General features: G+C 73.5%; 20 protein-coding genes. 13 read left to right on the forward strand and 7 right to left on the reverse strand.

Features of this window, described 5'->3' with window-relative positions; all coding sequences use genetic code 11:
* Window positions 1-22 precede the first annotated feature (22 nt).
* Together O7546_RS10695 and O7546_RS10700 are read left to right on the forward strand one after the other, a co-directional pair.
* Window positions 23-2,260, forward strand: coding sequence for a hypothetical protein (locus O7546_RS10695; RefSeq protein ID WP_269696679.1), 2,238 nt, complete (start codon window positions 23-25; stop codon window positions 2,258-2,260).
* 50 nt (window positions 2,261-2,310) lie between these two features.
* Entirely contained in the window at window positions 2,311-2,973 is a 663-nt protein-coding gene (locus O7546_RS10700; protein WP_281600849.1) for a DedA family protein, read from the forward strand.
* A gap of 9 nt (window positions 2,974-2,982) precedes the next feature.
* Here O7546_RS10700 and O7546_RS10705 read toward each other — a convergent pair whose 3' ends face one another.
* Window positions 2,983-3,561 (reverse strand): TetR/AcrR family transcriptional regulator, encoded by a 579-nt coding sequence (locus tag O7546_RS10705; protein WP_194799910.1) that lies wholly within the window; start codon window positions 3,559-3,561, stop codon window positions 2,983-2,985.
* Between the two features lie 51 nt (window positions 3,562-3,612).
* On the opposite strand from O7546_RS10705, the gene O7546_RS10710 reads away from it, so the two are divergent.
* From O7546_RS10710 to O7546_RS10720, 3 genes are all read left to right on the forward strand, one after another.
* Window positions 3,613-4,668: a hypothetical protein gene (locus tag O7546_RS10710; RefSeq protein ID WP_281600850.1), complete on the forward strand. Its 1,056-nt coding sequence runs from the start codon at window positions 3,613-3,615 to the stop codon at window positions 4,666-4,668.
* Between the two features lie 107 nt (window positions 4,669-4,775).
* Window positions 4,776-6,731 (forward strand): TetM/TetW/TetO/TetS family tetracycline resistance ribosomal protection protein, encoded by a 1,956-nt coding sequence (locus O7546_RS10715; protein ID WP_281600851.1) that lies wholly within the window; start codon window positions 4,776-4,778, stop codon window positions 6,729-6,731.
* A 115-nt stretch (window positions 6,732-6,846) separates the two neighbouring features.
* Window positions 6,847-7,650 carry an endonuclease/exonuclease/phosphatase family protein gene (locus tag O7546_RS10720; RefSeq protein WP_194799912.1) on the forward strand — a complete coding sequence of 268 codons (804 nt, stop codon included), beginning with the start codon at window positions 6,847-6,849 and terminating at the stop codon, window positions 7,648-7,650.
* Here the strand turns inward: O7546_RS10720 and O7546_RS10725 are convergent, their stop codons facing one another.
* The 4 genes from O7546_RS10725 to O7546_RS10740 all read right to left on the reverse strand — a co-directional run bounded on the left by O7546_RS10725 (window position 7,651) and on the right by O7546_RS10740 (window position 13,440).
* Window positions 7,651-10,404 (reverse strand): beta-L-arabinofuranosidase domain-containing protein, encoded by a 2,754-nt coding sequence (locus O7546_RS10725; RefSeq protein ID WP_194799913.1) that lies wholly within the window; start codon window positions 10,402-10,404, stop codon window positions 7,651-7,653.
* 55 nt (window positions 10,405-10,459) lie between these two features.
* Window positions 10,460-11,842, reverse strand: coding sequence for a glycoside hydrolase family 43 protein (locus tag O7546_RS10730; RefSeq protein WP_281600852.1), 1,383 nt, complete (start codon window positions 11,840-11,842; stop codon window positions 10,460-10,462).
* Between the two features lie 109 nt (window positions 11,843-11,951).
* Window positions 11,952-13,112, reverse strand: coding sequence for a low temperature requirement protein A (locus tag O7546_RS10735; RefSeq protein ID WP_194799915.1), 1,161 nt, complete (start codon window positions 13,110-13,112; stop codon window positions 11,952-11,954).
* A 115-nt stretch (window positions 13,113-13,227) separates the two neighbouring features.
* Complete coding sequence (locus tag O7546_RS10740; protein WP_194799916.1) at window positions 13,228-13,440, reverse strand: hypothetical protein; 213 nt, start codon at window positions 13,438-13,440, stop codon at window positions 13,228-13,230.
* 168 nt (window positions 13,441-13,608) lie between these two features.
* Between O7546_RS10740 and O7546_RS10745 the strand changes: the two genes are divergently transcribed.
* Entirely contained in the window at window positions 13,609-14,835 is a 1,227-nt protein-coding gene (locus O7546_RS10745) for a sensor histidine kinase (RefSeq protein WP_269696681.1), read from the forward strand.
* Entirely contained in the window at window positions 14,823-15,476 is a 654-nt protein-coding gene (locus O7546_RS10750; protein ID WP_194799918.1) for a response regulator transcription factor, read from the forward strand. Before O7546_RS10745 ends, O7546_RS10750 begins: the two co-directional genes overlap by 13 nt.
* A 55-nt stretch (window positions 15,477-15,531) precedes the next feature.
* Here O7546_RS10750 and O7546_RS10755 read toward each other — a convergent pair whose 3' ends face one another.
* A complete protein-coding gene (locus O7546_RS10755; protein ID WP_269696682.1) occupies window positions 15,532-16,698 on the reverse strand; it encodes a serine hydrolase domain-containing protein in 1,167 nt (388 codons plus the stop codon).
* A gap of 234 nt (window positions 16,699-16,932) precedes the next feature.
* On the opposite strand from O7546_RS10755, the gene O7546_RS10760 reads away from it, so the two are divergent.
* On the forward strand, window positions 16,933-17,403 hold the full coding sequence (locus O7546_RS10760) for a hemerythrin domain-containing protein (RefSeq protein ID WP_194799920.1): 471 nt from the start codon (window positions 16,933-16,935) through the stop codon (window positions 17,401-17,403).
* A gap of 51 nt (window positions 17,404-17,454) precedes the next feature.
* Here the strand turns inward: O7546_RS10760 and O7546_RS10765 are convergent, their stop codons facing one another.
* Window positions 17,455-18,312: a hypothetical protein gene (locus O7546_RS10765; protein WP_194799921.1), complete on the reverse strand. Its 858-nt coding sequence runs from the start codon at window positions 18,310-18,312 to the stop codon at window positions 17,455-17,457.
* 342 nt (window positions 18,313-18,654) lie between these two features.
* Here O7546_RS10765 and O7546_RS10770 point away from each other — a divergent pair, with 342 nt between their 5' ends.
* From O7546_RS10770 to O7546_RS10790, 5 genes are all read left to right on the forward strand, one after another.
* Window positions 18,655-20,256 (forward strand): cellulose-binding domain-containing protein, encoded by a 1,602-nt coding sequence (locus tag O7546_RS10770; protein ID WP_281600853.1) that lies wholly within the window; start codon window positions 18,655-18,657, stop codon window positions 20,254-20,256.
* Window positions 20,257-20,460: 204 nt separating this feature from the next.
* The gene (locus O7546_RS10775; RefSeq protein WP_194800125.1) at window positions 20,461-21,270 is read left to right on the forward strand and encodes an ABC transporter ATP-binding protein; all 810 of its coding nucleotides are present in this window, start codon (window positions 20,461-20,463) and stop codon (window positions 21,268-21,270) included.
* Between the two features lie 29 nt (window positions 21,271-21,299).
* Complete coding sequence (locus O7546_RS10780) at window positions 21,300-22,289, forward strand: iron-siderophore ABC transporter substrate-binding protein (RefSeq protein ID WP_194799923.1); 990 nt, start codon at window positions 21,300-21,302, stop codon at window positions 22,287-22,289.
* Between the two features lie 5 nt (window positions 22,290-22,294).
* A complete protein-coding gene (locus O7546_RS10785) occupies window positions 22,295-24,397 on the forward strand; it encodes an iron ABC transporter permease (RefSeq protein ID WP_194800126.1) in 2,103 nt (700 codons plus the stop codon).
* Window positions 24,398-24,442: 45 nt separating this feature from the next.
* Window positions 24,443-25,345 carry a siderophore-interacting protein gene (locus O7546_RS10790; protein WP_281600854.1) on the forward strand — a complete coding sequence of 301 codons (903 nt, stop codon included), beginning with the start codon at window positions 24,443-24,445 and terminating at the stop codon, window positions 25,343-25,345.
* Window positions 25,346-25,396 lie beyond the last annotated feature (51 nt).

Raw genomic sequence — 25,396 nt, forward strand, 5'->3', positions numbered from 1 at the left:
CCGTCTTTGTGACGCTTCGATCGTGGAGACACCGGGCGGCGACAGAGGCGTCGAGCTGCGCGTCCACGGGGTGTCCGGCGCGTCGGCGGAGACGATCGTCGACCATCCCATCGTGGTACGCGTGGCCGGCGACGGGCACGCCGGGTTCTACCGGGTCCGGGAAGGGCTCGGCTCGGCGGGCGGCGCGACAGCCGGGGTGGTGGTGGAGGCGTACCGCTGGGGGACGCTGACCGCCGGGGTGGCGGTGCGTACGGCGTCGATGCTGGTGCTGCTGCCGTTCATGCTGAGCAACCTGGCGGTGTGGATGCGTTCCACCCCGGTGGACCGCTACGGCCTGCTCGGCGGACTGTGCCGCCTGCTGGCCGGATCGCTGACCGTGGCGTTCACGCTGGCGCTGGTCGGGGTCACCATGAACCTGACCGGCTGGCAGTGCGTCCCGTACGCCGAGTGCCGGGAGGGTAGGCCGTACCTGTCGTGGCTGGTGGCGTTGCCGATCGGCCCGCGCCTGGCCGTGCTGGCACTGGTCCCGCTGCTGGCGCTGCGGGTGTTCTGGGCCGTCGGGAAGCGGTCGGCCGCCGCTTTCGAGGGCTTCGGATCGGCGCCGCCGCGCGGGCGGCTCCTGGAGTCGACCGGGAGTCTCGCCGCCCCCGGGGTCTGGCACGACGAGCAGATGACCTCGTGGCTGCGCCAGATCCACGTGGGTCTCGGCGCCGGCACCGTCGGCGTCAGCCTCGTCGTCGCGGTGTCGCACGGCCGGTGGAGCGCCGTCGCCCTCGGGCTGCTCGGCCTCCCCGCCGGGCTCGTGGTCCTCTGCGCCGTGCTGCTGACAGTGACCGTCCCCGCCGGGTGGGCCGGGCCGTTGCGCCGCGTGGTCTGGAGCCTGGTCTTGGTGGCCACGGTCTCGAGCCTGGGGTACGCCGTGTCCCGGCGGGAGGTTCCCGTGCCGGCCGGGCAGATGCCCGGCTACGAGGGTGCCGTCGCCGGTCTGGTCGCGGCGCAGGGGCTGATGCTGGTCCTGATCGCCGCGGTGACGCTCGCGCGCCGGCGTGCCCGGCCGGCCGGTTCCCGCGCCCTGCTCCGCGGGCTCGGCACACCGCTGGTCGCGGCCATGTCGGTCACCGTCGCCTCCGCCTACACGGCCACGCTCGTGTTCCGGACGGCGGACCAGCTCGACCGGGGCCGCATCCCCGACCCGATCCGGAACAACCCGCCCGCCCTGGGACCGCTGGAACCACCCGTCGGGTACTGGTGGGCGGCGCTGGCCGGGCTCGCCGCTCTGCTGGTCGTCAGCGCGGCGATCGCCGTCACCCTGCCGGTGGCCCGGCGCCGGCGGCGGGCGTACGCGCGACGCGTGGTCGAGCACGACTATCCCGACGCGCCCGCCGAGGCGACGCCACGACTCGACGCGGTCCGCTCGACGATCGCCCGGTCCTTCGTGACCGACGAGCTCGGGCCGACATTCGTGGCGTTCTTCGTGATCTCGTCGGTCGGGCTCGCCACCGTCGCGCTCGACCTGATCGGGATCGGCCCCACCCAGCTCGTCGCCCGCCTCGGCCGCCGGCACGACACGCTCGCCGTGCTGACCGCGTACGTGACGGACGTCGGCATCTGGGCCATCAGTCTGCTCGTCATCGGGCTGCTGATCCTGGGCTACCGGGCGTACCGGTCGCCGGAGACCCGCCGGCTCGTCGGCGTGCTGTGGGACCTGGGCACGTTCTGGCCGCGTACGGTGCACCCGTTCGCGCCGCCGTGCTACGCCGCCCGCGCCGTACCGGAGCTGGCCCGGCGGGTCACCGCGCTCGCCGCGCAGGGCCCGGTGGTGATCTCCGGACACAGCCACGGCTCCGTCCTGGCCGCCGCCACCGTCCTGCAACTGCCGCCGGAGGCCCTGCCCCACGTCGCGTTGCTGACCCACGGCAGTCCGCTGCACCGCATCTACGCCCGCCTCTACCCGGCGTATCTCGGTGAGCAGGCGCTGCGCGACGTCGGCGACCGGATCGGCTGGCGCTGGCGCAACCTGTGGCGCGACACCGATCCGATCGGCGGCCCGATCTTCGCCGACCCGGGTCTGCGGGCCCACCTGCCCCCGGCCGCCGGGGCGGTCGACGTCCGGCTGCGGGACCCCCGCAGCGTCGTCGTGGAGGCGCCGGACACCGTGCCGCCGCCCGTCGAACGCCACTGGCACTATCACACCGAGCCGGAGTACCGGGAGGCCGTACGGGAACTCGTCGACGACATCCGGGCCGGCGCCCCCGGCTGAGGCCGCCCCGCGTACCGGCGCCGGCCACCGCGAGGACCGGTGGCACCGGGATGGTCTCGTTCGCCACCGGTCAACCCGTCGAGGGCGACAATCGGCTGGTGGTGGACACGGTGGTGGAGACGCTCGTCGGGCTGCCGCCGGTCCTCGTCCTGACGCTGGTGTTCGTCCTGCCGGCGCTGGAGTCCTCGACGCTGCTCGGGCTCGTCGTACCGGGTGAGACAGCGATCCTGATCGGCGGGCTGGTGGCCCACGGCGGCGCGCTGCCGTTGTGGGCGGTGGTGGCCGCCGGGGCGGCCGGGGCCTGCCTCGGTGACCAGGCCGGGTACGCCCTCGGCCGCCGGTACGGCCCGGGTGTGCTCGCCCGCGCTCCGCGGGTGCTGCGCCGGCGCCTCGACATCGCGCGGGCCCGCCGCCTGGTCGCCCGGCGGGGGGCGTGGGCGGTGCTCATCGGACGCTGGGTGGCGGTGCTGCGCGCCGTGGTCCCCCTGATCGCCGGCACCGGTGGGATGCGGTGGCCGGTGTTCCTCCGGGCGAACCTGGCCGGCGGGCTGGTGTGGGCGACGGCCGTGGCGCTGCTGGGCTACCTGGGCGCCGCCGCGTACCGCTATCTGGAGCGGGAACTGGGCATCGGGGAGTGGGCCCTGCTGGCCGTGATCGGCGTCGTCGTGGTGCTGCGGGTCTGGCGGATCCGGCGCCGCGCGGCGCGCCGATGAACGGTGGCGTCAGCCGTGACCGCGTACCAGGGGCAGAAACACCTCGTCCACGATCTCGACCAGCACCTCGTCGGGGACGGAGGGGACGCCGCGCATCGCGTACTCGGCGCGCAGCAACATCATCGGTACCGTCGCCACCCGGTGACGGACTGCTGCCGCCGGCGCTTCGCCCCTGGCCGCGGCCCGTTCCAGCATCCCGATCCACGCGCGGTCCATGGTGTCGGCGCCGGACCGTTCGCGCATGAGGGTGAGCAACTCCGGGTCGTCGGCCGCGGCGGCGAGCAGGCCGCGCAGGACGGCCCCGTGCGGCGACGACCACGTCTCGTTTGCCAGCCGGAGCATCTCGAGCGCGTCGCCTCGCAGCGTGCCCGTGTCCGGGTTCGGCATGGCGGCGTCGGACAGGTGGCGGTACGCCGCGACGCCCAGCGCCGCCCGGTGCGGCCATCGGCGGTAGATGGCGTTCTTGTTGGTCCCGGCGCGGGCGGCCACCCGGTCCATCGTCATCCCCGCGTATCCGGACTCGCGTAGTTCCTCCGCCGCGGCCCGCAGGATCGCCTGTTCCAGTTCTTCGCCCCGTCGCCTCCTCATGCCTTGCAGGGTACGCGCCGTACCTTATAGGGTACGGCTCGTACCCTAAGAGTGGAGTTCTCGATGCGCGTCTTCGGCATGAACTACGACACCGGCTTCGTCAGCGCCGGATCCACCACCCACGAACCGTTCGACCCCGACGTCGTGCGCAGCGACCTGCGCGTCATCCGCGACGAGCTGCGCTGCGACGCGGTCCGCGTGACCGGCGGCGTGCAGGACCGGCTGGAGCTGACCGCGCGGCTGGCGGCCGAGGCGGGGCTCGAGGTGTGGTACTGCCCGTTCACCAACGGCCTGGACCGCGACGGCCTCATGGCGTTCCTGCTCGACGGCGCCGAGCGGGCCGAGCGGCTTCGGCGTGACGGCACCCCGGTCGTCTACCTCACCGGTTCCGAGATCTCCCTGTTCACCGACGGTTTCCTGCCCGGCCGTGACCTGACCGAGCGGATGGCGGTGTTCACCGACCCGATGCGGATGCGGGAGGCGGTCCCGGCCGCGCGGGCCGCGGTGCGCGACTTCCTCGCCGAAGCGGTACCCGCGGTGCGGGAGCGCTTCGGCGGCCCCGTCGGGTACGCCTCGATCCCGCTCGAGGACGTCGACTGGACGGCCTTCGACATCGTCGCCAGCGACGCCGGCTACCGCGACTCGACCAACTCCGCGGCGTTCCCGCAGTCCCTGGCGGCGGCCGTGGGGCAGGGCAAGCCGTACGCGGCGACCGAGTTCGGCTGCTGCACGTTCCGCGGCGCGGCCGATGTCGCGGGCGCGACGGAGCCGGTGGCATACGACGAGCACGGCCGTGCGGCGAAGCTCACCGCGGAACTGGAGCGCGACGAGGAAGGCCAGGCACGCTACCTCGTCGACCTGCTGCGCGACTACGAGGCCGGCGGCGCGGAGGCGGCGTTCGTGTACACGTTCGCGAACCGGCACCTGCCGACCACCGGCGACCCCGAACACGACTACGACCTGGCGTCACGCGGGATCGTGCGCGTGCTGCCGGACGGCTCGTGGACGCCCAAGGCCGCCTTCCACGCCCTGGCCGAATACGGCCGCGCCCGTGCGCTGAGCCGGCCCGAATTCGGTGGTGGCGGTCGCGGCGGACGGGCAAAGTAGGACTGCACACCGGCGGCGAGCGCCGCCACGGCGACGACCACCAGGAGAGATGATGCGAGCAGCTTCCACGCTTCGGACCCTTGCCCGTCCTACCGTGGAGCTCCGCCTTGGCCCTGTTGAACCTCGGAATCGTCGCGCATGTTGACGCCGGAAAGACCAGCCTGACCGAACGCCTGCTCTACGAGGCAGGCGCCGTGGCCGAGCCGGGCAGCGTCGACGCCGGCACGACCCGGACCGACTCGATGGAACTGGAACGCCGCCGCGGCATCACCATCCGGGCGGCCGTCACGTCGATCACCATCGGCGACCTCGGCATCAACCTGCTGGACACCCCCGGCCACCCCGACTTCATCGCGGAGGTCGAGCGCTCCCTGGCCGTCCTCGACGCCGCCGTGCTCGTGGTGTCGAGCGTGGAGGGCGTCCAGCCGCAGACCGTCGCCATCTGGCGGGCGCTGCGCCGCATCGGCGTACCGACTGTGTTCTTCTTCAACAAGGTCGACCGCGGCGGCGCCGACGTCGACCGGGTGACGGCGCAGGTACGGCAGCGGCTCGGCGCGCGGCCGGTCCTGCTCGGCACCGTCACCGGCCAGGGCACACGCGAGGCCCGGGTGCACGCCGTGGGCCTCGACGCCGAGCCGGTGGTGGCCGAGGTGGCGGAGGTCGACGACGCGGTGGCGGCGCGCTGGCTGGCCGACCGGCCGGTCCGCGTACGCGACGTCCGCCGGGCGCTGCGCCGCGCGGTGCGCCGCGCCGAGCTGGTCCCGGCGGTGTGCGGCTCGGCCATCACCGGCGCCGGGGTACGCCGGCTGTGCGACGTCCTGGCCGACCTGCTGCCGTACGGCGAGGCGCGGGACGGACCGCCGGCGGGCACCGTCTTCGCCGTCGACCGCGACGGGCACGGCCGGCGCGTCTGGCTGCGGCTGTGGTCCGGGCGCCTGCGGGTACGGGACCGGGTGCGGCTCGGCGACGGCCGTCCGGAGCCGGTGACGGAGATCGCCGTCATCGAGCCCGCCGGCGTGCTGGTGCGCCGGTCGGTCTCCGCCGGGCAGATCGCGGCGGTACGCGGGGTGTCCGCCCGGATCGGCCAGCACATCGGCGACCCGCCTCGGCGGCACGACTACCGGTTCCCGCCACCGACCCGGCAGGCGGTCGTCGAGCCGGTAGACCCGGCGCAGCGCCTGGCGATGTTCGCCGGCCTGGCCGAACTGGCCGACGAGGATCCGCTGGTGGACCTGCGCCTCGACGAACAGCAGGCGGAGGCGGTGATCCGCCTGCACGGCGAGGTCCAGAAGGAGGTCCTCGCCGCCCTGATGGAGGACCGGTACGGCGTCCGGGTGCGGTTCTCCGGCACGCTCACCGCCTGCATCGAACGGGTCGCCGGCACCGGTACTGCCGAGGAGCGGGTACGGGAACGCGGCAACCCGTACCTGGCCGGGCTGGGGTTGCGCGTCGAGGCCGCACCGGCCGGGCACGGCATCGGGTTCCGGCCCGGGATCGAGCCGGGCCGGCTGCCCCCGGCGTTCGTCGCCGCCACCGAGGAGGGCGTACGGGCCGCGCTGCGGCAGGGCCGGCACGGCTGGCCGGTCACCGACTGCACCGTCACCATGACGGCGTCCCGGTACTGGCCCCGGCAGAGCCGCCCGCACCAGAAGTTCGACAAGTCGATCTCGACGGTGGCGGCGGACTTCCGCAACCTCGCCCCGGTCGTGGTCGCCGCCGCGCTGCGGCAGGCCGGTACGCGGGTGTGCCAGCCGATCGAACGGTTCGACGTCAACCTGCCGCGGCACGCGGTGGAGACGGTGCTGGCGCTGCTCGGCCGGCTCGGCGCGGTCGTCCACGACACCGCCGTCGCGGGCGGCTACCTGGAGGTGAGCGGCACCGTGCCGTCCGCCCGGGTGCCGCGGGTCGTCGCCGCCCTGCCCGACCTCACCGGCGGCGAGGCGGTGCTGACCGCCACCTTCGACCACTACGCGCCGGTCGCCGGCGAGGTGCCGCCGGCACTGCCCCGGCGCGGGCCCGACCCCTACGACCGGGAGGCGTGGTTCGGGGCGGTACCGAGGTAGGCGGCGACCGCGGCGCTCCGGGGATAGGATCACCGGCGCCCGCCGCCGCCCGTACCCCGTTGGAGCCCCGCTGTCCCCGCAGCCGGCCACCCACCTCGCCCGGCGAGTCCGCCGGGTGCTGGCAGTGGTGTGCCTGCTCGTCGTTGCCGGGCTGCCCGCCGGATCCTCGAACGCCGGCGCCGCCGGCCCGGGAACGCTGCGGGTGCTGCAGATGAACCTGTGCAACAGCGGCCGGGCCGGCTGCTACACCGGCCGGGCCGTCCCGCGGGCCGCCGACGTGATCGCCGCCGAGGCACCCGACGTGGTCACGCTCAACGAGATCTGCCGCGACGACGTGGCGACGCTGGAGCGGACGCTGCGGGCCGCCCGCGCCGGCGGCACCGTGGTGTCCGCGTTCCAGGCCGCCGGTGACCGCCCCTCCGGTGGTCCTACCCGGTGCGACAACGGCGAGCCGTACGGGATCGGGCTGCTGACCCGCCTCGACGGCCGGGACGCGCGGTCGTCCGTGCACCGCGGGACCTATCCGGCGCAGGACCTCGCCGACCCGGAGGAGCGGGTCTGGCTCTGCGTCCGGGGCGACGGGCTGCACGCCTGCACCACGCACCTGGCGAACACCAGCGGCCAGGTGGCGCTGGCCCAGTGCGGGCAGTTGCTCGGCGCGGTGGTGCCGGGGACCCGGGGCGACACCGGGAGCGCGCCGACAGTCCTCGGCGGTGACCTCAACCTGCGCGCCGGCGGCACCCCGGACGTGCGCTCGTGCGTGCCGGTCGGTTACCGGCGGATCGACGACGGTGCCCGGCAGCAGATCATGGCGTCCGGCGGCGTGACGATCTGCTGCCGCCGCGCGGTGGACATGCGCGGGACGACTGACCACCCGGCGCTGGTGGCGACCATGATCGGCGCCCGCCGTCACCTGTGATCAGAGGAACCGCCAGCGCTGGTGCGCCGCCCCGGTGTCGTCTGCGAGGACCGCCTGCGCCCCCTGGGCGCCGGAGCCGCCGCTGAGCCCGAGCACCCGGCCCCCGTTCGCGCACTGGATCCGGAACCAGCCGCCTCCGCCGTGCCGCAGCCGCCACCTGTGGTCGGCGGTGCCGTTGTCGGCCCACTGGACGATCCGGGCGTCCGCCGCGGTCGAACCACCCTCGACGCCGAGCACCTTGCCGCTGTTGCCGTTGCGCAGCCGCAGGTAGCCGCCGGTGTCCACGAGCGCGGTCCAGAGGTGGTCGGCGGTGCCGGTGTCGCCCCACTGGATGACCGGCCCGCCGTCGGCGGTGGACATGTTCTGTACGCCGAGCACCAGCCCGCTGCCGAGGTTCTGGATCCGCCGCGCGCCGTTGGGCAGGAACCGCCACTGGTTGTCGAGGCTGCCGTTGTCCGGGTCCTGCACGGCGAACGCGCCCTGGGCGGTCGAGCCGCCGGAGATGCCGAGCAGCTTGCCGGTGTGCACGTTGCGCAACTTGTGGCTGCCGTCGCCGACGTCGACCACTGTCCACAGGTGGTCGGCGGTGCCGTTGTCCGCCCACTGGAGGATCCGAACGCCGTCGGCGGTGGACATGTTCTCCACCCCCAGCACCTTGCCGCTGTTGACGTTGCGCAGCCGCAGCGCCGACCCGTCTACCACAAGCTGCCAGTCGTGGTCGGCGGTGCCGGTGTCACCCCACTGCAGCGCGAGCCCGCCGTCGGCGGTCGACATGTTCTGGATGCCGAGCACCAGCCCGCTCGCCGCGTTGGCGAGCCGGAAGCTCGCCTCCCCGCCGCCACCGCCCGCGCCGACCCGCCAGTAGACCGTGTAGTTGTGCCCGTGGGCGTCGTAGAAGGGGCCGAGGTTGACGGTGGCGCCGTCGGCCCGGGCGGTGAACGCGAGAGAGCCCGTGCCGGTACGGGTGATGGAGGCGGGATCCAGCGTGGGCAGGCCGCTCAACGTGGTGTTGCCGTAGTTGCCGGAGAGCACCACCGGCCCGTACGTGACGGCCTGCACCGCGGCGTCGTCGTTGGCAGGCACCGTGGCGACCCGCATCGGCAGCCGGACCGTGACCGTGTCGCCGGAGGTCCAGGCACGGGTCAGGACGGCGTAGCTGCCGGGCGCGGTGGCGATACCCGCCGCGACGCCGTTGACGCTGACGCTCGCCCCGCTGGTCCATGCCGGGATCCGGATCCGCATCGTCCACGAGCCGCTGACCGAGCCGGTGACGGTGAGCGTCGTGGTGTCGCCGACCGGGTACGACGTGGCCTGGGTGACGGTGATGCCGCGCTGGCTCCAGGTGAGAACGGACGGGACGAACAGGTTGACGGTCAGCGTGGTGCCGTTGTGGAAGTAGATCGCGTCCGCCAGCGTCGTGTTGGTCTCCAGCCCGGTGCCCTGGCAGCACCAGAACGAGTTGTAGTCGGTGCTCCACGTGCCGCCGCCCCACGCCGGGCCGACACCGCGCCGCCCGCCCGGGTTGAGCGGGGTGAAGTACGTGACGTGACCGTGCGCGTCGGCCGGGTTCTGCTGGCCGATCATGTGGTTGAGCAGCGCACGCTCGTAGAAGTCGGCGTACGCGACCCGGTCCGGGTCGAGCTGCCACAACTCCCGGGTCAGCTTGAGCATGTTGTACGTGTTGCACGCCTCGCACGTGTCGTTGCGCAGGTAGCCGGCGATCGCGTTGGGCGCGCGGAAGTGCTCGGCCTGGCTGTTGCCGCCGATGGCGTACGTGTGGGCGCCGACGGTGATGGCCCACGCGTTCGCGGCGATGTCCCGGTAGCGGGTGACGCCTGTCGCCTTGTACTCCCGGGCCGCGCCGATCCACTTGGGCACCTGCGTGTTGGCGTGCAGCCCGTTGAGCTGGTCGGAGTTCGCGGCGAGCGGGTTGAACACGGCGGCGTGGTCGAACCGCTGCGCGACAGTCAGCCACCGCGCGTCGCCGGTCTGCTGGTAGAGGTCGGTCAGCACCGCGTTCATGCCGCCGAACTCGGTGCCCAGCATGGCCTGCATCTGGGCCGAGGTGAGCCGGCCGGTGCGCTGGTCGACCCAGCCGGCCAGCGCCAGCAGCACGTCCCGGGCCTGGGTGCTGCCGATCAGCCGCCACACGTCCAGCAGCCCGGCGAGCGTCTTGTGGATGCAGTAGTAGGGGACGTTGCCGTTGCTGAGGGTCCGGGCCTCCAGCGCGGTGAAGTCGGACTCCGGGAAGCCGGACAGGTAGCCGGTGCTGAACCCGGCCGCGCCGTTGTTGGCCTGGCAGCGGGCCAGCTCGGCCACCGTGGTGAGCGCCTTGTCCCGGCAGGTGGTGTCGCCGAGCACCGCCCACGCCTGCGCCCAGGCGGTCAGGAAGTGCCCCTGCATGTGGGTGCGGAACGGGAAGTTCGGCGCGTCCCAGCCGCCGTTGGCGGCGGCGCCGCCGGTGGACAGGCGGTGGTTGGCCCGGAAGTTGTAGAGCAGCCGGTTCACGTCGACGAAGCGCAGGTAGGCGACCGTACGATTCTGGTTGTCCTGCCATCGGCCGGCGGTCAGCCGGACCTGACCCGGGTCGAAGGCGTACGCGGACACGCCGATGTCGGGGCGGGCCGGTGGCAGCGCGGCGTGCGCCGTACCGCCTGCGGTGACGGACCCGGCGGCGGCGCCGGCGGTGGCCGCGACGGCGGTGGCGCCGGTGGCGCGGAGCAGGAATCGGCGGTTCACCAGGGGAGCGGGCATGGACGGCCTCCGTGGCGGGACGGTGGTGGTGGGGGACGGCGGTGGTGGGGGACGGTTACGCGGTGACCCGGAACGTGGCGTCCTGCCTGTCGATCGCGGGCGAGCCGGTGCCGAGCGGGTCGATGCGCAGCCGGTAGTCGTAGTGCCGTAGGTAGCGGGTGGGGAAGTTGTGCGAGCGGAACGACGACCAGGTGCTGTCCGCCAGGCCTGCGGTGCGGTGGAAGGTGGCGTCGGCGCGGAACGTGGCGGTGCCGTCGTTCGGGTCGAGCCGGACCGCGTAGTCGTAGTGCCGCAGGTAGTTGCCCGGGTAGTTGACCGACTCGAACGAGACGCCGGCGGCGTCGGCCAGGCCGGGGACCATCCGCCACATCTGGTCCTGGTAGGGGTCGAACGGGTACGCGTCGACGCGGGCGATCCGGTCGGCGTGCCGGACGTAGCGGTCGGGCAGGTTCGACGACTTGAGCCGGACCCAGTTCGGTGTGCCCCAGCGGTTGACCAGGCCGGCGTACTCGGCGTCGCTGATGCCGATCATCGAGCCGTGCTTGGAGTTCAGCGGCGGGGTGTAGTCGCGCTGGTTCAGCGGCGTCCACGAGTTGCCCGAGATGGTCGTCGTGGACCAGGCGTAGTAGTCGTTGTTGACCGGGCTGAACGAGTCGCCCCACAGCCGCCAGCTGCCCTCGTTGGTGCGCAGCAGCAGCGGTGCCTCGATCGCGGTGCCCTGCCGCAGCCCGCTGGTGTACGTGGTGAAGCTGTTCGGCGCGGCGGTGGTGGAGCGGGCGCCGTACAGGTAGCCGTCGTTGAGGTTCTTGTAGTACAGGTACGTGGTGCCGCCGTCGACCACGACGTCGCCGTCGAGCACGCCGAAGGCGGGGCTGAAGTAGACCTGCGGGGCGCTGACGGTGCGGAAGTCGCTGGTGTAGTTGACGAACAGCACGTCCCGGCCGTTGTTGGCGGAGTAGACGATGGCGTACTGGCCGCGGGCGGCGTCCCAGAACGCGGTCGGCGCCCACGTGTGGGTGTCGAGCGTGTGCATCCGGATGCGCCGGTAACCGGTGAACGCGGTCAGGTCGGTCGAATCCCACACGTGCAGGTACTGGCTGGTCAGCCCCCAGTTGGTGCCCTTGAGGTCGGTGGCCAGTACCACGAACGTGCCGTCGGTCCTGCGCAGCACGAACGGGTCGCGCAGGCCGAGCTGCCCGGCGGTGGGGGTGACCACCGGGTTGTTCTGGTTCAGCGGGGTCCAGTTCAGGCCGTCCCGGCTGACGGCCAGGTGCAGGCCGTAGTCGGCGCCGAGGCCGTTCGGCGTCTCGGTGAAGTAGGCCATCGCGTAGGCGGTGTTCGCCGCCGCGAGCGCGCCGCGGGGCAGGCTGAGCGCGCCGGTGGCGGCGGCAGCGGCGGACAGGGCGCCGACTGTGAACGCGCGTCGGGTCAGGGGCACGGGAGGGCCCTCCTCTGCGGGGGAGATGACGGCCGCGTTAACGCTAACAATCTCCCCTAGCCTGGCGTTCACATAGTCGTCTGTCAATCGAATGGTGGCGTTAACGCGTTCAGCTGCGAACCTCCCGGCGCACCGCCGTGGTCTCCGCGTACACGATCAGGATCAGCAGCGCGGCCAGCAACGCGGAGCCGGCCAGCAGCGGCAGCCCGTACGCCAGGACGCCCAGCGCCACGATCACCGCCAGCCCGGCCGGCCGGTACCAGGTCACCCGGCGGTGCACGGCCGCGGCCAACCCGATCCAGCCGATCAGGAACAGTGCCGGGCCGCTGAGCGCCACCACGAGCGCGGCCGGATCGCGGGACAGTGGATCCCCGATCATCACCTGCGCGCCGACCGCCGTGGCCACCACCCCGGCCACCATCACCAGGTGCAGGTAACCGGCCAGCAGGCCGAGCCGGCTCCCGGACGGCCCGCGCGCCTCGATCGCCTCGCCGAGCCGCATCCCGCCCGGCACCAGGTAGAGCCGCCCCACGGTGACCGCGTTGACGAACGCCAGCGCGAACGCCACGGTCCGGTAGCCGTCGAAACCGGCGTTGCTGAACACGATCCCGGCGGACAGGATCAGCTCGCCCAGCGCGATGATGTAGATCTGCTGGTAGCGCTCGGCCAGGTGCTCGCCGACCACCTGGAGATCGCGCCAGCTCGACCGGCCCAGCCCCGGTGTCGGCCAGCGCAGCCGCGCCAGGACGAGATCCAGGACGATCGCCGTGGTCCAGAGCGCCACCTGCGCCGTCCCGGCGAGCGCGCCGGTCACCCACAGCACCCCTGACACACCGAACCAGATCGCCACCCGCAGGCTGCGCACCCGCAGCGGATGTCCGCGCAGCGCCGGCAGCAGGATCAACGGCCGGCCCAGGTGGATCGCTACGTACGCGCCGGCGAACACGAGCGCGTGCCCGGTGTACGCGGTGGGCGCCGCCGCCGCCATCAGCAGGCCGCCGAACATGACCCAGATCAGCAGCGTGACGATCGGCGGGGAACGCGGGTCGAACCAGTCCGTCGACCAGGCGGTCACGAACCACACCCACCAGATCGGCACCAGCAGCAGTGCGGCCCGGTACGCCCCGCCGAGGCTCAGATCCTCCTCCAGCACCAGGGACACCCGGTTCAACGCGAGGATGAAGGCCAGGTCGAAGAAGAGTTCCAGGAACGACGCCCGGCGGGAGGCCTCGCGGGGCCGCAGCAGGTGCCCACGCGGCTCACTCGCCATCCGGTCCCTTCCGTACGCGCCGTCGACGACACCAGTCGTACCAGCCGCGGACGGGGTCGCGCGGGCGAACGCCGCAGGGCGGGCCGACGGTCGTCCCGGCCCGCCCCGACGCGGGTCAGCGGTTGCGGTAGTGGTTCATGGCAAGGGCCACGCCGGACGCCAGCGCCAGCACGCCGAAGGCCGAACCGGCCCACGGGTTTTCCAGGACGTTCGACAGCGTCACGTTCGCCACCACGCCGACGACGAGCACCAGCCAGAGCAGCGGGCGCATCCGGGTGACGGGCGTCGTCGCGGCGGTGGTCTCGGCGGTACGGTCCAGGTCGTTCACGGCTGCCTCCTCGGGTGATGTCCTTGCACCTGAACGTTAGGCGCGCGGCCGGCCGGCAACGATCCCGCCAGCACGACAACCGTGGTACAGCAGGCTGTACTTTCCGCCCCCGGCCCTGACGCACGGCGACGGCGGTGACCTATCGTGACGGCCGGGGGTGGGCCGGGGATGGAGTACGTACGCGGGCGGTTCCGTGCCGCGGTGACCGCGCTGGAGCACCTCGTCAGCGGGCTGGGCACCGCTGTGCTGGCGCTCGGCCTGCTGCTCGGGACGGTCGTGGTGGCGGCGGCGTGCGTCGGCGGGGTCGGGCTGCTGCTCGTACCCGGGCTGCTCCAGGCCATGCGGTCGGTGGCCGACCGGGAACGCGCCCGGCTGTCCCGGTGGGGGCCGCCGATCCCGGCGCCCGGCCCGGTGCCGGCCGGGGTGCGCCAGGCACTGCGCGACCCGGTCGTCCGGCGGGAACTGCGCTGGGTGGCCGTCCACGGAACGCTCGGCTTCGGCGCCGGGCTGATCGCGCTCGCACTGCCGATCTACGCCGTGCAGGACATGACGTTCCCGCTCTGGTACCGGCTGGTGCCGCCGGAGGCCGGCGCGCCCGGCCTCGGCTGGTGGCACATCGACGGGCTCGGCGACGCGCTGGCGGTCGCCGTGCTCGGGGTCGGCTGGCTGTTCCTCGCGGTCACGACCGGCCCGGCACTCGCGCGGATCCAGGCCCGGCCGGGCCGCCGGCTGCTGCCCCCGCCGCCCGGGTTCGACCTGTCGTTGCGGGTCGCCGAACTCACCGCCACCCGGGCCGCCGCGCTCGACGCGCACGCGGTGGAGCTGCGCCGGATCGAACGCTCGCTGCACGACGGCACGCAGAACCGGCTGGTCGCGGTGAACGTGCTGCTCGGCGCCGCGCGGCGGGCGGTACGCCGCGACCCGGACCGCGCCGACGAGATCCTGGAACGCGCGCAGAACGCGGCCGAGCAGGCGCTCGGCGAGCTGCGTACGGTGGTGCGCGGCATCCTGCCGCCGGTGCTCGACGACCGGGGCCTGGCCGGGGCGCTCGACGGACTCGCCGCGGAGTGCGCGGTGCCGTGCCGCCTGTCGGTGGACGTCGACGTGCGCTGCGCGGCGTCGGTCGAGGCCACCGCGTACTTCGTGGTGGCCGAGGCGCTGACGAACGTGGTCCGGCACAGCGGCGCGAGCGCGGTGGACGTCTCCGTGCGCCGGGAGGGGGACCGGCTGCTCGTGACGGTCACCGACGACGGGCGCGGGGACGCCGACGAGACGCGCGGCTCCGGGCTGACCGGCATCCGCCGCCGGGTCGAGGCGTACGACGGGCGGATGACGTTGACGAGTCCACCGGGAGGACCGACGAGGATGCACGTGGAGCTGCCATGCGGATCGTGATCGCCGAGGACGACGCGCTGCTGCGCGAAGGGCTGGCGCTGCTGCTGCGCGCCGAGGACCTGGACGTGGTGGCCACCGCCGGCACACCGGGGGAGTTCCTGGCCGCTGTGGACGAGCACCGGCCGGACGTGGCGATCGTCGACGTGCGGATGCCGCCCACCCACACCGACGAGGGCATCGTCGCCGCGGTCGAGGCCCGCCGCCGCCGACCGGGCCTCGCGGTGCTGGTCCTGTCCGCGTACGTCGAGCAGGCGTTCGCCACCGAGCTGTTCTCGGTCGGCGCCTCCGGGCTCGGCTACCTGCTCAAGGAGCGGGTGGGCCGGGTCGAGGAGTTCCTCGCCGCGCTGCACCGCGTCGCGGACGGCGGCAGCGTGATCGACCCCGAGGTGGTCGGCCAGCTGCTCGCCCGCAACCGGCGGCCGGACACCGCGCTGGCCGAGCTGTCGCCGCGTGAGCACGAGGTGCTGGCGCTGATGGCCGAAGGGCTGGGCAACGGCGCGATCGCGGAACGGCTGTTCGTCACCGACGGCGCGGTGCACAAGCACATCCGCAGCATCTTCGCGAAGCTGAGCCTGCCGCCGGACGACCGCGCCGACCGCCGGGTCACCGCCGTGCTGCGCTACCTCGACGGCCGGCGGTAGACGTACGCACGCGCGCCGCCTCGCGTGAGGCGGCGCGCGTGCGGTGAACCGGGGATCAGCGGCCGGTGCCGCACAGGGCCGCGTCGACGGTGCTGGTGACCGCCTCCAGCATCTCCATGCTCGTCGGCAGCCCGGTCACCGCGACCACCGCGCTGCGCCCGTCGGTGGTGGACAGGTTGCGGGTCTGGAAGCCCTGGATGTCGCCGCCGTGTCCCCAGGCGTGACCGCCGCAGGGCAGTTCGTGCCGGGCGATGCCCAGGCCGTACTCCCAGACGCCGGTGGGCTCGAAATCGGGCGCCGGCACCGTGCGCATCAGCGCCGCCTGCTGGGCCGGCTCGAGCAGCTTGCCCGCCAGCAGCGCCTCGAAGAACGTGCGCAGGTCCGACGGGGTCGAGACGAGCTGGCCCGCGGCCCAGCCCAGCGACGGGTCCATCCGGGTCACGTCGACCCACGGCGCGCCCGGTTCCACCGCCACGTATCCGCGCGGCAGCCGGCCGGGCAGGTCCTGCTCGCCGGTCTGCGGCCAGTACGTGTCGCGCAGCCGCAGCGGCTCGATGATCCGCCGGGTGATCTCCTCACCCACCGGACGTTTGGTGACCCGCTCGATGATCAGCCCGGCCAGCACGAAGTTGGTGTTGCTGTACTCCCACTTCTGACCCGGCGGGAAGCGCCGGTCCTGGGTGAGCGCCTCGTCCAGCAGCCGGCGCGGATCGAAGTAGTCGCTGCGCCGGTCCACCAGGTCCTGCGCCTCGCTGAACACGACCTCGTCGTAGTCGGGCAGGCCGCTGGTCTGCTGCAGCAGCTGGCGTACGGTGATCCGCCGCCCGTCGTTGCCGTTGGCGCGCACCATCCCGGGCAGGTAGCGCTCGACGGTGGCGTCCAGGTCGACGCGGCCCTCGCCGACGAGCTGAAGGACGACCACGGCGGTGAACGTCTTGGTGTTGCTGCCGATCCGCACCCGGGCGTCGCGGGGAATCCCGGCGCCGGTGCGCAGGTCACCCACGCCCGCGGTGTAGTCGCGTACCCGGCCGTCGCGGCGTACGGAGGCCAGCGCCCCGGGGAAGCCGTGCTCGGAGACCAGGCCGTCCAGTCGCTGCTGGACGGTGTCGCCGGCGGGACGCCGGGCGTCGGTGGTCGTGGCGGACGCGGCGGGCACACCCAGCGCGGTGACGGTGAGCAGGGCCGCGGCGCCGACGGCGACCGGGAAGGTACGGCGGGTCATGGGAACTCCTCGACGGAGGTGAACGGGTACGGGATCAAGCCTCGCCAGAATCGGTTCCGCGCTCCATCCCGCCTGCTACCGAGCCGGGGTAGCGCTGGCACTACTTGATGGCGCCGATGCCGCCGGTTAGGCTCCGCCCAGCGTCGCGTGCCGGTGGCAGACCGTGTCAGGCATGGAGGCGCCGGATCGAAGGGAGCACGACGATGACACTCGTCGTCCCTTCGCCCTCGCCACGTGGCTGAGGGCGAACAGACCAGGCTGGTGGCCTGGAGCCGGGAGATGCGCGCCGTCCACGAGCGGCTGCGCGAGGCGCTGGCGGTGACCCGGCGGGCGCTCGCCGACGGTGCGCCGGCCCGCCCGGCGACACGTGAGCTGCTGTTGTTCTGCCACGGGTTCTGCGCGGCGCTGACCGCGCATCACGAGGGCGAGGACCACAGCCTCTTCCCGGCGATCGCGGCGCGGCATCCGGACCTGCGCGGCACGCTGGACCGGCTGCGGCAGGACCACTCGATGATCGGGTACCTGCTGGCCGGGCTGAGCGCGGCGGTGGCCCGCGACGCCCCGCCCGACGAGCTGGCCCGGCACCTGGAGGGCGTGGCGGCGATCATGGAGTCGCACTTCCGGTACGAGGAGCGGCAGCTGCTCACGGTGCTGGAGACGCTCTCGCTGGACGCCGACCCGGGCGACGTGTTCGGGCCGTTGTGACCACTGTCGCGGCCCGGCGGATGCGCACCGCCGGGCCGCGACCGGTCCCTGTCAGTTCAGGCCGCAGGTGGCGAACCCGTCCAGGTTCGGGCGCTGCGCGCCGACCCGGTTGAACGCGATCTCGATGCGGTCGAGCGCCGCGACGCGCTTGCTGCGCAGCGGGCCGAGGATGGCGTTGTCGATGAACGCCGGTCCGCCCTCTGGGCGTACCGCGAGGCGGGCCAGGCGGGCGTCGGCCTCGGCGATCTGCTTGTCCAGCGTGGCCAGTTCGGCCTGCACCTGGCCGGCGGCCGCCGCCGGGACGGCGGGCAGCGCCACCCGGGGGCAGTTCACGGTCCGCGCCGCGCCGCCGGCGTTGCCGTTCTGGCCGCCCGCGTTGCCGTTCTGACCGTTGCCGTTCTGCCCGCCGGCGTTGCCGTTGCCGTTCTGGCCGGCACCGTTCTGGCCGGTGCCGCCGTTGACGGCGCTCGGCACGCCCGGGGCGTTGAGCGAGCAGGCCGCCAGCGCGTCCAGGTCCGGCCGCTGCGCGCCGATCCGGTTGAAGGCGATCTCGATGCGGTCGAGCACTGCGACGCGCTTGCTGCGCAGCGGGCCGAGGATGGCGTTGTCGATGAACGCCGGTCCGCCCTCGGGGCGTACCGCCTGCCGGGCCAGCCGCTCGTTCTGCCGGGCGATCTCCTGGTCCAGGTTTGCCAGTTCCCGTTCCACCTGGGCCGACGCCGCCGCGGGGACGGCGGGCAGCTTGTCGCGTACGGTCGGGCAGTTCACGGTCTGCGCGGCGGCAGTGGTGGCCGGGCGGTTGTTCTCGCCCGCCGACGCCAGTTGCAGTCCACCGGCCAACAACAGCGCCGCGAGGGCACCCACCCCGCCGAGCTTCAGGACCGCGGTCTTGCGCGTACCCCTGGCCATGCACCTCTCCTCTGGTTGACCGGGAGGGCCGGCGCGGCGGGTGCCGCCCCGTCTCCACGGTGCGAAGTGACGACTGGAGGAATCGTGCTCGTGCCCGCTCCGGCATCGCGGTTCCGGCCGATGTTCCGGTCGGCAGTGGATACGGACGGCGCGGCGGGATCGTTCAGTGCGGGCCGAGGTTTGACCACATCGATGTCCGTCGTTAGGCTGCGCTGAAAGCGCTTACTGCGCGGGAGCGTGAGCGTTCGTGGCACGGCCGTCCGGGTATCAAGGCCCGCCCCCGACACCGACCGGGCATCGGTGCCGGCGTGGGCACGGCACCACCACCCGCAGGAGACCAGCATGATCAACCGACACCGCCGTACGGTGTTGTGGACGTCCGCCGCGGCGACGGCCGCGCTCGCCGCGTCCGGCCTGGCCGTTGGCGCGACCGCCGCCCAGGCGGCCGCCGGCTGCCGCGTCGACTACGCCGTCACCGCGCAGTGGGGCGGCGGCTTCACCGCCAACGTCAACCTGACGAACCTCGGCGACCCGCTCAACGGCTGGGCCGTCACCTGGACCTTCGCCGCCGGTCAGACCGTCGCCCAGGCCTGGGGCGCCGAGATCACCGCCAGCGGCGCCTCGGTGCGGGCCGCAAACGTCAGCTACAACGGCAGCCTGGGCACCAACGCGAGCACGTCGTTCGGCTTCAACGGCACCTGGAACAACAGCAGCAACCCGGTCCCGACCTCGTTCGCCGTCAACGGTGTCACCTGCACCGGCGGCGTCACGCCCACCACCGGCACGCCACCGACCAGCGCCCCGCCGAGCAGCCCGCCCCCGAGCACCCCGCCACCGACCACGCCGCCACCGGCCGGTGGCGCGATCTACGCCGCGCCGAACGGCACCGCCGGGGCGGCCGGCACCCAGGCCAGCCCCACCACGATCGCCGCGGCGATCACCCGCGTCGGCGCCGGGGGCACGATCTACCTGCGCGGCGGCACGTACAACCTGTCGCAGACGGTCACCGTCGCCGCCGGCAACAACGGCACGTCGAGCGCCCGCAAGAACCTGTACGCCTATCCGGGCGAGACGCCGATCCTGAACTTCTCCGCGATGAGCGAGGATCCGGCCAACCGGGGACTGGCGCTGAACGCCTCATACTGGCACGTGCGCGGGCTCGTGGTGGAGCGGGCCGGTGACAACGGCATCTTCGTCGGCGGCAGCAACAACATCATCGAGCGGACGGTGACCCGCTTCAACCGCGACACCGGGCTGCAACTGTCCCGGATCGCCTCCAGCACGCCCCGCGACCAGTGGCCGGCGAACAACCTCATGGTCAGCGTGGAGTCGCACGACAACGCCGACTCCGACGGCGAGGACGCCGACGGCTTCGCGGCCAAGCTCACCGTCGGCGGCGGCAACGTCTTCCGGTACGCGGTGTCGCACCACAACATCGACGACGGGTGGGACCTCTACACCAAGTCCGACACCGGCGCGATCGGCACGGTGACCATCGAGGACTCGCTCGCGTACAGCAACGGCACGCTGAGCAACGGCACGCAGAACGGCAACGGCGACCGCAACGGCTTCAAGCTCGGCGGTGAGGACATCGCCGTCAACCACACCGTCCGGCGCACCATCGCCTACCGCAACGGCAAGCACGGGTTCACGTACAACCGGAACCCGGGCACGATGACGATCTCGAACAACCTGAGCATCGACAACACCGAACGCAACTTCTCGTTCGACGCCGGTACCTCGGTGTTCCGGAGCAACACGTCCTGCCGCTTCGCCGGCGGTGGCTCCAACGACAAGACGGTCGGCAACGTGGACGGCTCGAACCAGTTCTGGTCCGGCTCCAACGGTTCCCGCTGCGCCACGTACTCCGGTGCCCTGGCCTGGTCCTTCGCCGGCGACGGCCGCCTGACGGTGACCCTCGGCGGCCGCCCGGTCTCGCTCTGACCCCGGCACCCCACCGGGTTGATCATGAGGTTGGCGGCCGGATCGGAGATCGACATCGCCGTCAACCTCATGATCGACCGGGGAGGGGTGCGCTGGGGAGGGTGGGGTGGGGGGGTGGGACGGGGGAGGGAGATCGGACCGAAGGACCGGCTTGACAGGATGATCGAGTCTTAGGTTAGCCTAACCTGCGTGACGAGCGGAACGATGCGGGCCGACGGCCTGCGCGGCAGTGAGCTGCGGCTGGGCTACCACGGCAAGACGGTGGTGCACGACGCCGCCATCACGCTGCGGCCCGCGGCGGTGACCGCGCTGGTCGGCCCCAACGGCAGCGGCAAGTCGACGCTGCTGCGCGGACTTGCCCGCCTGCACCCACTGGAGCACGGCGAGATCGTGCTCGCCGACGGCACACCGGCCCGGACGCTGTCCGCCCGGGACTTCGCCCGCCGGGTCACGCTGCTCGCGCAGAGCAGGCCCACCCCCAGCGGGGTGACGGTGCGGGACGTGGTCGGGTACGGCCGGCACCCGTACCGGCAGCGGTGGCGCGCGAACGACCTCGACGGACCGGCCGCGATCGACCGCGCCATGCGGGTGACAGGCGTCGACGGCATGGCCGGACGGCCGGTCGACGAACTCTCCGGCGGCGAACTGCAACGGGTCTGGCTGGCCACCTGCCTGGCCCAGGACACCGCGATCCTGCTGCTGGACGAGCCGACCACGTTCCTGGACCTGCGCTACCAGGTGGAGATCCTCGACCTGATGCGCGACCTCGCCGACACCGCCGGCGTCGCCGTCGGTGTGGTGCTGCACGACCTCAACCAGGCGGCCGCCGTCGCCGACCAGGTCGTGCTCCTGCACGAGGGCCGGGTACGCGGTACCGGCACCCCGCACGAGGTGTTCACCGAGGCGGCGCTCACCGAGGCGTACGGCATCCGCGTCGAGGTGAGCGTCGACCCGGTCACCAATCTGCTCTCCACACGTCCCGTCGGCCGGCACACGACCCGCGTCTCCGCCTGACCGACTCCTGCACACAGAAGAGAAACCCGATGCTGCGTACCCGAATGACCCTGCTCGTCGCCGCCGCGGCGAGCGCGCTGCTGATCGCCGGCTGCGGCACCACCGAGGAGCCCGCCGCCGCACCGTCCCCCTCCGACGCCGCGTCCACCGGCCCGGTCACCGTCACCGACAGCCGGGGCAAGACCATCACGCTCAAGAGCCCCGCCAGCAAGGTCGTCGGCCTGGAGTGGGGCGAGGTGGAGATGCTCGTCGGCCTCGGCGTGATGCCGGTCGGCGTGGCCGACCCCAAGGGGTACGCCACCTGGGTGACCGCCGCCCCGCTCGACGCGAGCGTCAAGGACGTCGGCACCCGGGGCGAGCCGAGCGTCGACTCCATCGTCGCCCTCCAGCCGGACCTCGTGGTGATGGAGGCCGAGCGCGGCTCCGCCGTCGTCACCCAGCTCGAGAAGTACGTCCCCGTGCTGGTCACCAAGGGCAGCGACGCCTCCGACAACATCGGCCGGATGCGCGCGGACCTGAAGATGATCGCCACCGCGACCGGGCGCACCGCGCAGGCGGACAAGCTGCTCGCCGACTTCGACGCCGCGCTCGCCGACGGCAAGAAGAAGATCGCCGACGCCGGTGCGGCCGGCAAGCAGTTCGCGATCGCCGACGGCTGGAAGGAGGGCAGCACCGTCTCGATCCGGATGTTCGGCGAGGGCGCGCTCGTCTCCCAGCTCGGCATCCAGCTCGGCCTCAAGAACGCCTGGACCGGCAAGACCGACGAGATGTGGGGCCTGGGCCAGACCGACGTCGAGGGCATGACCGTCCTCAAGGGGCAGGACGTGCACTTCTTCTACAACGCCTCGGACGGCACCGACGTGTTCGCCGACGGCCTCGCCGGCAACGCGATCTGGCGTTCCCTGCCGTTCGTTCAGCAGAACAAGCTGCACAAGATGCCCAACGGCATCTGGACCTTCGGCGGCACGCTGTCCGCCAAGCAGTACATCGACGAGCTGGTCAAGGTCTACACGGCTTGAGCGCGATGACCGCCCCCGCCCCGCCGGGGCCGGCCACCCGGCCGGCCCCGGTCGGGCCGCCGCCCGCCCGGCGCAGCCGGGTCGCCGGCGCGTTCGCCCTCGCCGCCGCGCTGCTCGTCGCGATCACCGCGGTGCACCTCACCCAGGGCACCTCCTCGGTGGGGGCGCTGGACCTGCTCCGGCTGCTCACCGGCGGCGACGACGAGACCGCCCGGGTGCTCGTCGCCTCCCGCCTGCCCCGGCTGCTCACCGGCCTGGCCGTGGGCGTCGCGCTCGGCTTCGCCGGCGCGGCGCTGCAGTCGACCACCCGCAATCCGCTCGCCTCGCCGGACACGCTCGCCGTCAACGCGGGCGCGCACCTGGCGATCGTCTCCACCGCCGCGTTCGGGATCGCGCTGCCCGCGCTGCCCGCGGGCGGGCTGGCGTTCTGCGGCGGCCTCGCCGCCGCCTCCCTGGTCATGCTGCTCTCGGCCGGCGGTCAGGCCGCCACCACCCGGCTCATCCTCGCCGGCTCGGCCACCGCGATGGCGCTCTCCTCGCTGACCATGCTGCTCATGCTGCTGTTCGAGCAGGCCACCATCGGCCTGTTCGCCTGGGGCAACGGCTCGCTCGTGCAGGGCGACCTGGTGGCGTTCACCCAGCTCGCCCCCGTGATCGCTGTCGCCGCGCTGGTGCTCGTGGCCCTCGGGCACCGGCTGGACCTGCTCGCCCTCGGCGACGACACCGCCACCGTGCTCGGGCTCAACGTGCGCCGTACCCGGCTGACTGTCGTGCTGCTGGCGGTGCTGCTCTCCGCCGCGGCGGTCACCCTGGCCGGCCCGATCGGCTTCGTCGGCCTCGGCGCGCCGGTGATCGTCCGGCTGCTCGGCCGGTGGGTGCCCGAGGTGCATCGGCACCGCGTCCTGATGCCGCTGTCCGGCATCGTCGGCGTGGTCATCGTCCTCGGCTCCGACGTGCTGCTGCGCGCCGTGCTCGGCGGGCAGGCCGGGGTCGACGTGCCGACCGGCGTGGTGACCACGCTCTTCGGCGCGGTGCTGCTGGTCTGGCTGGCCCGCCGCCACCGCGACGCCGGACCGACCCGGCAGGCGCCGGGCGGCCACGCCGCCGTCCGCTCCCGCGGCTTCGTCGCCGTCGTCGTCGCGGTCTGCGCGGTCGTCGTCACCGCCGCGCTGGTGCTCGGCATGCTCGCCGGCGACACCTGGGTGCTGGTCGGCGACATCGTCAACTGGGTGCAGGGCCGCACCGGACCGGCGTACACCTTCGTGCTGGACGCCCGCTGGCCGCGCGTCGCCGCAGCGCTGCTGGCCGGCGCGGCGCTGGCCCTGGCCGGCACCACGGTGCAGGCGGTGTGCCGCAACCCGCTGGCCGAACCGGGCATCCTCGGCATCACCGGTGGCGCCGGCATCGGGGCGGTGTCGCTGCTGACGTTCGCGCCGATGGCCGGCGTGCTTGCCCTGTCCGGCGCCGCCGGACTCGGCGCGGTCGTCGCGTTCGCACTGGTCTACGGCCTGGCCCGGCGGCGGGGGCTCAACTCCGACCGGCTGGTGCTGATCGGGTTCGCGGTCTGGCAGGGCGGCACGGCGATCATCACGTTCATCGTGGTGTCCTCCGACCCGTGGAACACCGGCAAGGCGCTGACCTGGCTGTCCGGCTCCACCTACGGGCGTACCGCGCCGCAGGTGCTGCCGGTGGCGATCGCGCTGCTGATCGCGCTGCCGGTGGTCGCCGCGGTGCGCCGCGAGCTGGACCTGCTCGCGCTCGACGACGACACGCCCCGGGTGCTCGGCGTCCGGCTGGAACGCGCCCGGCTGGTCGCGCTCGGCCTGGCGGCACTGCTCACCGCCACCGCCGTGTCGGCGGTCGGCGTGATCGGCTTCGTCGGCCTGGTCGCGCCGCACGCGGCCCGGGCGCTCGTCGGCGGGCGGCACACCCGCGTCCTGCCGGTCGCGGTGCTGCTCGGCGCCACCCTGGTCAGCCTCGCCGACACGCTCGGCCGCAGCGTCATCGCCCCCGCCCAGGTCCCCGCCGGTCTGGTCACCGCCATGATCGGCACCCCGTACTTCGTCTGGCTGTTGTGGCGCTCTCGCGCCGCGGCGGCCGCCCGTTGACCCGTTCGCCGACGAACCACCCCCCGCACGTGAGAGGAATGACGCATGACCAGCACCTTGGCCGTCGCGCCCTGGCGAGTCTTCACCGTCGAGGTCCGCGCGCTGCGGCGGCTCGGCCCGTCGTTCCTGCGGGTGACGCTCACCGGCCCGGACCTGGACCGGTTCGCCGACAACGGGTACGACCAGCGGATCAAGCTGGCCCTGCCGCCGGTCGACGGGGCGCCGGGGGAACTGCCCGACGGGCCGGACTGGTTCCCGCGGTGGCGTGAGCTGCCGGACGGGCTGCGTAGTCCGATCCGCACCTACACGGTGCGGGCGGTGCGGCCGGAGGCATACGAGGTGGACGTGGACATGGCGCTGCACGGCGACGGCGGCCCGGCCACCCGGTGGGCCCGGCGGGCCCGCCTCGGCGACCGGATCGCCGTGGTCGGCCCGGATGCCGGCTGGGACGGGCCGCACGGCGGCGTCGAGTTCCAGCCGCCGGCCGGCGCGACGCTGCTGCTCGCCGGCGACGAGACCGCCGCGCCGGCGATCTGCGCGATCCTGGAGCGGCTGCCCGCCGAGGTGCGCGGGCACGCGCTGGTGGAGGTGCCGGAGACCGGTGACGAGTTGCCCTGCGCGGCCCCGGCCGGCGTCACGGTGACCTGGCTGCCCCGCGACGGCGCCCCGCACGGCAGCCGGCTCACCCCGGCCGTGACGAGCCTGGCCGGCCGGCTGGTGCCGGTGCCGGTCGCGGCGGGCGCCGCGCCGCTGGCCGAGGTGGACGTGGACCGGGACATCCTCTGGGAGGTGCCGGAGCGGCCCGACGGGGCGGCGCTCTACGCCTGGCTGGCCGGGGAGGCGGCGGTGATCCGCGGCCTGCGGCGGCACCTGGTCACCGAGCGGGGCATGGACCGGCGCGCGGTGGCGTTCATGGGCTACTGGCGGGCCGGTCGCGCGGAGAACTGATCGTCTCCACCGCTGTGCGAAGCGGGCCGGCGCATGGTGCGCCGGCCCGCT

The sequence above is a fragment of the Micromonospora sp. WMMA1976 genome, from assembly GCF_027497335.1.
Taxonomy (GTDB): Bacteria; Actinomycetota; Actinomycetes; order Mycobacteriales; family Micromonosporaceae; genus Micromonospora; species Micromonospora aurantiaca.